This is a genomic window from bacterium, from assembly GCA_027622355.1.
In the GTDB taxonomy this organism is placed as follows: Bacteria; UBA8248; UBA8248; order UBA8248; family UBA8248; genus JAQBZT01.
Window position 1 is genome coordinate 1 of the sequence record JAQBZT010000148.1, and the last position, 7493, is coordinate 7493.

Annotated in this window: 10 protein-coding genes; 2 read left to right on the forward strand and 8 right to left on the reverse strand. The window is 65.9% G+C overall.

Translation table 11 applies throughout. From position 1 onward, the window contains the following. Together O2807_09470 and O2807_09475 are read left to right on the forward strand one after the other, a co-directional pair. A partial coding sequence (locus O2807_09470; GenBank protein MDA1000723.1) for a Gfo/Idh/MocA family oxidoreductase occupies window positions 1-797 on the forward strand: 797 nt, incomplete at its 5' end. Window positions 798-1143: 346 nt separating this feature from the next. Beyond that, complete coding sequence (locus O2807_09475; GenBank protein ID MDA1000724.1) at window positions 1144-1542, forward strand: hypothetical protein; 399 nt, start codon at window positions 1144-1146, stop codon at window positions 1540-1542. Here the strand turns inward: O2807_09475 and O2807_09480 are convergent. From O2807_09480 to O2807_09515, 8 genes are all read right to left on the reverse strand, one after another. Next, the gene (locus O2807_09480) at window positions 1526-2560 is read right to left on the reverse strand and encodes a lysophospholipid acyltransferase family protein (GenBank protein MDA1000725.1); all 1035 of its coding nucleotides are present in this window, start codon (window positions 2558-2560) and stop codon (window positions 1526-1528) included. The two genes, O2807_09475 and O2807_09480, sit on opposite strands and share 17 nt — an antisense overlap. Beyond that, entirely contained in the window at window positions 2557-3858 is a 1302-nt protein-coding gene (locus O2807_09485) for a beta-ketoacyl synthase N-terminal-like domain-containing protein (GenBank protein MDA1000726.1), read from the reverse strand. The genes O2807_09480 and O2807_09485 overlap by 4 nt, the downstream gene beginning before the upstream one ends. An 11-nt stretch (window positions 3859-3869) precedes the next feature. Further along, window positions 3870-4322, reverse strand: a complete 453-nt coding sequence (locus O2807_09490; protein MDA1000727.1) for a beta-hydroxyacyl-ACP dehydratase — start codon at window positions 4320-4322, stop codon at window positions 3870-3872. 10 nt (window positions 4323-4332) lie between these two features. Continuing rightward, complete coding sequence (gene acpS, locus O2807_09495) at window positions 4333-4746, reverse strand: holo-ACP synthase (GenBank protein MDA1000728.1); 414 nt, start codon at window positions 4744-4746, stop codon at window positions 4333-4335. A 17-nt stretch (window positions 4747-4763) separates the two neighbouring features. Beyond that, window positions 4764-5510: a 3-oxoacyl-[acyl-carrier-protein] reductase gene (fabG, locus tag O2807_09500; protein ID MDA1000729.1), complete on the reverse strand. Its 747-nt coding sequence runs from the start codon at window positions 5508-5510 to the stop codon at window positions 4764-4766. Window positions 5511-5512: 2 nt separating this feature from the next. Continuing rightward, entirely contained in the window at window positions 5513-6790 is a 1278-nt protein-coding gene (locus O2807_09505) for a beta-ketoacyl-[acyl-carrier-protein] synthase family protein (GenBank protein ID MDA1000730.1), read from the reverse strand. A 4-nt stretch (window positions 6791-6794) separates the two neighbouring features. Beyond that, window positions 6795-7244, reverse strand: a complete 450-nt coding sequence (locus O2807_09510; GenBank protein ID MDA1000731.1) for a 3-hydroxyacyl-[acyl-carrier-protein] dehydratase FabZ — start codon at window positions 7242-7244, stop codon at window positions 6795-6797. A 14-nt stretch (window positions 7245-7258) separates the two neighbouring features. Further along, window positions 7259-7493, reverse strand: a 235-nt coding sequence (locus tag O2807_09515; GenBank protein ID MDA1000732.1) for a hypothetical protein, incomplete at its 5' end; no start/stop codon positions are given.

Consider the following 7493-nt stretch of genomic DNA (forward strand, 5'->3'; position numbering starts at 1 on the left):
TCGGAAAGCCCGTCCTTATCGAAAAACCCTTCGTCCTCGATCTGAAGGAAGCGGACGACATTCTCGCCCGGGCGGAAAAAAGCGGCGCCGAGGTCTTCGTCGGCTACACCCAAAGGTTCCGGCGCCGGTATCTCCTCGCCAAGCAGGCGGCGGTGGCCGGCCAGCTCGGCAACATCGTCATGGCGATGGGAAAGATCTACGTCACCCGCGCCGTCGGGGAGGCCGTCGCCAAGCGCTCGCCCAACACCACGCCCTCGATCAACACCCTCACGTACATGGTGGACCTCATCCTCTGGTACCTGGAGGGAAAAAAACCGGTCGAGGTCTACGCCCGCGCGGCGAGTTTCGTCTTCAAGAAATATAACCGCGACGATTTCCAGTGGATGATTGTCACCTTCGACGATGGCAGCGTCGCCACCCTGGGGACGAGCTGGCTCCAGCCCCTCCACTGGCCGGCCTACACCGCGACGATGGAGATCGACCTACAGGGCACGACCGGCTCCCTCAACATTGATGACGCCCACCGCGACGTCATCCTCGCGCCGGGAGAACCCATCCCCTGCCCCTACACGCCGGAGCACGAGGTGAACGTCGCCTTCCTCGGCTCGGCCATGCCGGGGGATTTCGTCCTCGGGGAGTTCTTCGGCCCGATGAAGGAGGAGACTGACGCCTTCGTGCGCCACATCCTGGGCATCGGCGGGGTCGGGCTCGCCACCGGCGCCCATGCCCGCGACGTGCTCGCCCTCACCATGGCGGCGGATCGGTCGGTGAAGGAGGGAAAACCGGTAAGGCTCTGATTTTATACGGAAAACGGCAGCGTGCGATTTAACATTCCTGAAATATGGATGAAACCCAGGCGTAAAGAAGGCGGGGTACATTCAGGTCCAGTTACAGATTCACACTTGGTGGATGGCCGCCGGGCCGGCCGGAAGGTGGAGTGCTCAAACCCAACTTTCCTCCTCGCCGCTTCACCAGCCCGACCAAGACAACTCAGCGGATGAACTGTCCGCTTAAAGGCATCTCCCTCTCCCTTTCTTCTCTCTCTCCCGCCTCACCGCCCTGCGGTGAGGTGCGCCCGGGATTCGTGTTAGAATCCCTGCCTCCGGGGGCAGATCGCCTTTCCGCTGTATTTCGGGAGCCCGCATGCGCTATCTCGTCAGGGCATACGTGAAACCGGGCAAGGAAGAAGCCCTTCTCGAGGCCATCGAGACGCGCGCGCTCGGCCGAGGCTCCATCGCCTACCCCACCTACATCCGCTGCATGGAAGCGGCGCGGCTGGCCGAGGAGGGGCAGGTCCGCTGGATCGAGGCCTGCTACTGCCTCGAGGCGTTCGGCCCCGGCGGCGAACTGGCCGAGGAGCTGCCCTATTGGGAGGAGTACTTCGAGAAAATCGACATCCGCCACGCCCGGCGGCTCTCGGAGTGCGAGGGCTATCCCAAGTGCGGCGACTGCGACTGCACCGTGAAGCTCGAGGCCAAGCTCGAGCGGTGGGGCGAGCCTTTCCTCGAAGCCCTCAAGAGCGCCATCACGGCTTCCCGCTAGGCGGTCCCGCTTCTTCCCTCGCCTTTTGGGCGAGAAACACCTCCGACCTTCCCCAGAGCTTCGTCAGCTTCCACCGGTCGTGCATCCACAGGTATTGCCCCGGCTTCCTGCGGATCATCTCCTCGATCTCGCGGTTCATGGCCGCCGTGAGGCGCGCGATCTCGGCGGAGGTATCCGCCGTATCCTCCGGCCAGATGGGTTCGCTCACCAGCGCCGTGAAGCGATCCGGCCCCTCGCGCAGACAGGCGACCAGGACGATGGGACGCTTGAAATGGAGGGCCAGCGTGGCGGGCGCGATCGTGGTGCTCGCCGGCTTTCCGAAAAAGGGAACATCCACCCCCCGCACGCCGGCATGCTGGTCGGCGAGGATGCCGATGGAGCGGCCCTTGCGGAGCGCCTCGCGCAGATGGGCAAACGCATTCCGCTTCGAGAGCACTTCCTGGCCGGCGGAGGAGCGGACCCCGAAGAGGTATTTCTCCAGCCGCGGATTGTCGAGCGGGCGGACGGTGAACGTCACCGGAATCCGCGCCAGCGCCGCCGCCGGGGAGAGCAGCTCCCAGTTCCCCAGGTGGGGCACGACGAAGATGCAGCCCTTCGCCTCCTCGTGAATCTTGCGCGCGCGGGCGAAGATGGCGTCCACATTCTCGACCAGCGCGCGCGCCTGCGCCTGCGCGCCGGGGGCGTCCATCCTGCCGAGAAGCCGCATCCCCTCGAGCCCGGTGAGAACGAAAGAGCGAAAACTCTCCCGGGCGATGCGCCTTCGCGCCTCCGGGGACATCTCCGGAAAGGCGATCTCCAGATTCATCCGAGCGATGCGCCGGCGGCGAGGAACAAGCAGGAAGATCGCATCGCCGATGCCGGCGGCCAAAAGACGGCACAGCCACATCGGCAGAAGCCGGAGAAAGGAGACAAACACCAGCGCGAGGAAAAATTCAATGTTCTGGAGAAGCGGCCCCTTGTCCTTGCTGCGTCGGCGCTTTCGGCGCCCCCTGCGCGTTCTTGCAGAAGGAGGGCTCACACCACACCCAGGACGGTGGCCGAGGCCTGCCCGCTGATGCCGTGGCTGGTGGAGAGAAAGACCCCTCCCCGGACCGGCCGGGCTTCGGCGGAGATGGAAAGATGCGCAAACTCGGATTCTGCCTTCTCGAAGCCCGGCGTCCCGGGAAGCATTCCCTCTCGTGCCGCCCGCAGGCCCGCCGCCAATTCCGCCACATCGCTCCCCGCCCCCATGTGCCCGGTGTAGGGCTTGAGCGCCGTGAGGGGCACATCCCCGGCCTTCTCCCCGAGAAGCCGGCTCAGGGCGCGCAACTCGTTGCGGTCCCCCTTTCGGGTGCCGCTTCCGTGCGAGATGACAAACGCCAGATCCTCCGGCGCGAGGCCGCCCTCATCGAGCGCCATCCGGCTCGCCTCGAGCGTCGCCTCCGCCGGCACCGGAATATGGCGGTGGGGGTCGCCCTCCTGAAGGTTCCCCGTCCCCAGGATGCGGCCCAAGGGCTTCGCCCCCCGCGCCCGGGCGTGCTCGGCCGCCTCGAAGACAAGGGCGGCCGCCCCTTCTCCGACCAGAAACCCGTCGCGCTGCACATCGAAGGGACGGAACGATCCCGGCCCCTTCGCCCCCCGGGAGAGCACCCCCAGCTCGTTCAGCTCGTAGAGCAACAGCGCGTTCTCCCAGTTGCCGCACCCCACGGCGAGGCCGACATCCGCCTCTCCCATCCGCACCACCCGCTCGCAAAACTCCACCCCCTGCGCCCCGCAGGAGGAGAGGCTCGATATGCTGCCGTTGGGCCCCATCATTTCGTAGCACGAGGAGAGGAAGCTGAAGAGGTTGTTGGCCAGGCCCTCCAGCAGGAAAAAGGGATTCACCTTGTGAAGAACCGCCTCGTTCAGCGCCTTCGGACTGAGCTTGTTCCATTCGGCATTGGCCGCATCCCGAAGCGAGGAGTAGAAATCGAGGTGCCCGAGGCGCGTGAAATCGCCCGAGGCGACATAGAGGGATTTGCGCTCGGGGAGGATGTCGGCCATTTCGAGGCCGGCCTGCGCAATCGCCTCCCGGGCCGTGTGCAGGCCGAGGATGGAGCCGCGGACGAGAAACTTCCGCTGGCTGGCCAGCTTTTTGGGGAACTCCGGCGGCTCCTCGTGCCCCTCGACCCGGCCACAGAGATGAAAACCGGGCGGCAAGTCAGAATCGCCGGCCGCCGGGTGTTCGGAAATGGCGCTCCTCCCGGTCAGGAGGCTTTTCCAAAAGGCGTCCTGATTCGCGCCGGCCGGAGTGAGGGTGCCCACTCCCGTGATCCAGACTTCTCTTCCTTTCATCATTTCCGATCCGCTCAGGAGAGGGTGGCTTCGCGGCGAAGAATTCGAAACAGCTTCCGTTGTCCTTCCGGGTCCTCGTAATCGGCCATGTCCACCCGGCGGCCGGAAAATTCCGCCACCACCCGGCGCTCGCCCTCCACGCTCGCCGACGCCTTGTAGAGAAGGCGCCCGTCCTCCTCGCCGGTCAGCTCCACCCGAAGGCCCACTTGATCGCCGGGGAGGGCGAATCCGTAGTACTTCACACTCCGCACCTGCTCCATCAGGAACCAATGGGCGAAATCCGAATCCGCCGCCGCGCGCCAGCCGGCCAGCTGGACGAGACCTTCAAGGATGAGAGAGCCGGGCATGACCGGGAAATTCCGGAAATGGTATTCGAGAAAATCCTCGCTCATCGAGACGTTCTTCACGCCCTCCATGGAGCGGCCCGCTTCCCACTCCGTGATCCGGTCTATGAGTAAATAGCGCATTCGCCTTCCCTCAGGCCTCCCCCGCATCGCCGGTGGGGCCATCCCCCAGCATCATGACCGTCGCCACCGCGTAGTCGCGGGCATGGGTGATCGAAATCGTCAGCTGGCGAATCCGGTAGCGCTGCCCCATTTTCTCCATCGAGCCGTGCAGCCGGATCGTCGGCTTGCCCGAGGGGGCCGATTCCACCTCGATCTCCTGGAACCGGCCGGTGGCCCCGAAGCCGCCCATCCCGACGCCGAACGCCTTCATGCAGGCTTCCTTCGCGGCAAAGCGCGCGGCGAGATGCGGATAGGGATCGGGGCGCGCGTGGCAGTAGGCCACCTCGGCCTCGGTGAAAAGGCCGTTTCCGAAAGCCTCGTGGCGATCGTAGGCCTCCCGGAACCGATCGATCTCGACGAGATCCACCCCCTGATAAAGCCGCACGGTTTCTCTCCGCCCCTTTATCCGACGTGCATTCCGCCATCAACCGTGATGGCTTCGCCGTTGATGTAGTCCGCCGCCGGGGAGGCGAGGAACACCACCACCCGGGCGACGTCCTCGGGCTGGCCGAAGCGCTTGGCCGGAATCCGCTCCATGATCTTCTCGCTGGCGTGCTTCCGGACGGTCTCGCTCATGTCGGTCTCGATCATCCCGGGAAGGACGGAATTGAAGCGAAGCCCTCTTCCCGACATCTCTGCCGCGCAGGCCCGGGTGAACGAAATGAGCCCGGCCTTGGCCGCGGCGTAGTTCGCCTGGCCCGCGCCGCCCATCACCCCGATGACCGAGGCAATGTTGATGACGCGGCCGCTCCTTGCGCGCATCATGATCTCGGCGGCCAGCTTCGTGCAGTGAAAAGCGCCGTTCAGGCTCACCCCGATCACCTTCTCCCAGTCGGCGGGCTTCATCCGCAAAAGAAGCGTATCGCGGATGACGCCCGCGTTGTTGACCAGAATGTCGAGCCGCCCGAAATCCGCCTTGAGCCGCTCGAACATCTGCTCGACTTCCTCGAAGGAGGAGACATCCGCCTGATAGGTTTCCGCCCGGCCGCCCGCCTTTTCGATCTCAGCCTTCACCGCCTCGGCCGCATCCTTCGAGCTGCTGTAGTTGATGGCGACGGCGGCTCCCGCCTCGGCCAGCGCCAGGCAGCAGGCGCGGCCGATCCCCCGGCCGCCGCCCGTCACCAGGGCCACCTTTTCATTCAGTTCGATTTTCATCCGCTCACCTTTTCGACAACGAGTGTGGCGTTTTGTCCGCCAAAACCGAAGGAATTCGATATCGCGGCCGGAACCGGCATCCGGCGCGCCCCGCCGGGCACGTAGTCCAGATCGCACTTGGGATCGGGATTTTCCAGATTCCGGGTCGGATGCACAACATCGCGGGAAACGCTCAGGGCGGTGAAAATCAGCTCGGGCGCCCCGCAGGCGGCGATCAGGTGCCCGATCAGGGATTTCGTCGAGCTGATGGCCAGCCGACCGGCATGTTCGCCGAAAACCGCCTTGATGGCCAGCGTCTCCGCCGGATCGTTGAGTTTCGTCCCGGTTCCGTGCGCATTCACGTAGGCCACCTCATCCGGGGAAAGGCCGGCATCGGCGAGCGCCAGCGCCATCGAGCGCATCGCCCCCCTCCCCTTCGGATCGGGGGCGGTCACCTGATAGGCGTCCATGCTGGTGCCGTAGCCGGTGAGCGCGGCATGGGGCCGGGCGCCCCGCCGGGCGGCGTGTTCGGCGGACTCCAGCACCACGACGCCGGCCCCTTCTCCCACGGCGAGGCCGGAGCGGCGCCGATCGAAGGGGCGGCAAATTCCCTCGGGCGGGCCGGGCGCCTTCGAGGCCGCCCCGAGCAGGATGAAGATCGTCATCCCGATCGGATGAATCATCGAGTCCGCGCCCCCGCAGATGACAACCTCGGCTTCCTCGCGCCGGATCATCCGAAGGCCGAGGCCGATGGCCTGGCTCGCCGACGCGCACGCCGAGGTGAGCGTCACCGCCGGGCCGCCGAGACCGAACCCATCGGCGATCAGCGTGGTCGCCCGCTCAGGGGGGGTCTGAAAATAGCCGCCCGGCTGCACCCGATCGAGCTCACGGGCGAATCTCTCGGCATTGAACGCCCCCCCCTCTTCCATCCACTCGGCGAAATCCTCGAGGCAGTAGGTGCTCATCCCGGTTCCCATGATCACGCCCGCGCGGGCGGCATTGAAGTTCTCGGGCGTGAGGCCCGCGTCCGCGATGGCGCTCTGGGCCGCATCGAGGGCGAAGAGCACCCGCCGCTCCCCCTCGCCCGCATACTCCTCGGGCAGCCGCTCCCGCAGGGCCGCCATCTCCGCCGCGGAAACCTCCCCCGCCCCGGCGATGGGCATCTCCTTCGCATCGAAGGACTCGATCGGCCGCAGACCCGACTCGCCCGCGAGCGCCTTGCGCCAGATCTCCTCGAGATCGGCGCCCAGGCCCGTCACCATTCCCATGCCGGTGATCACGACATCCTTCGGCATCGGGCTACGCCTCTCTCCCGTAGAGCCACCCGTAGCTGCGGAACTCCTCGCGCAGGGCCTCGGGCCGCTCGTTCCTGAAGTGGGGATAGATGAACCGCCCGCAGCGGGCCACCACCTCGCCATCGAGCGTCGCATGCGCCCGGGCGAGGCTCCCCTTTTCGCCGGTGTCCAGAATCTCGCCGTGAAGCTCGAGCGTGGTGCCGGGCGTGAGGCCGGCGGGAAGTTCGACATCCTGGGCCAGGGAGATGACGCAGGATTTCTCGAAATCGTAGGTGTAGATGATCAGCCAGCCGGTGATCTGGGCCATCGCCTCGAGGATGATGGCGCCGGGAATGATGGGCTTTCTCGAATAATGGCCCTGAAGAAAAGCTTCCGACAGCGGAAACGTCTTGATCGCGCGGATGCGCTTCCCCCGCTCGGCCTCGAGGATTCTGTCGATGTAGAGAAATCGCATCCGCTCTCCTTTATTTATGCCGCCGAAGCCGCCCGGACCACGAGGGCGCTGCACTCTCCGGCCATCCCCTGGCTGAGAATGAGCGCCGCCGGGGAGCCCTTCAGCCCCTCCGGCGCCTCGGGAAAAGAGAGCGCCGCCCCCGGGCCCGCGCCCGGGCTGGGCGGAACCTTCTTCTCCGAAAGCGCCCGAAGCGCCATCAGCAGATCGGCCACCGGCCCCGCCCCCAACATGTGACCGAAAGCGCCCTTG

Excerpts from the sequence above, each read along its gene's own strand:
- O2807_09485 (MDA1000726.1), bottom strand. The coding sequence starts at position 3,858 with ATGATGAAAGGAAGAGAAGTCTGGATCACGGGAGTGGGCACCCTCACT.
- O2807_09505 (MDA1000730.1), bottom strand. The coding sequence starts at position 6,790 with ATGCCGAAGGATGTCGTGATCACCGGCATGGGAATGGTGACGGGCCTG.
- O2807_09510 (MDA1000731.1), bottom strand. The coding sequence starts at position 7,244 with ATGCGATTTCTCTACATCGACAGAATCCTCGAGGCCGAGCGGGGGAAG.
- O2807_09490 (MDA1000727.1), bottom strand. The coding sequence starts at position 4,322 with ATGCGCTATTTACTCATAGACCGGATCACGGAGTGGGAAGCGGGCCGC.
- O2807_09475 (MDA1000724.1), top strand. The coding sequence starts at position 1,144 with ATGCGCTATCTCGTCAGGGCATACGTGAAACCGGGCAAGGAAGAAGCC.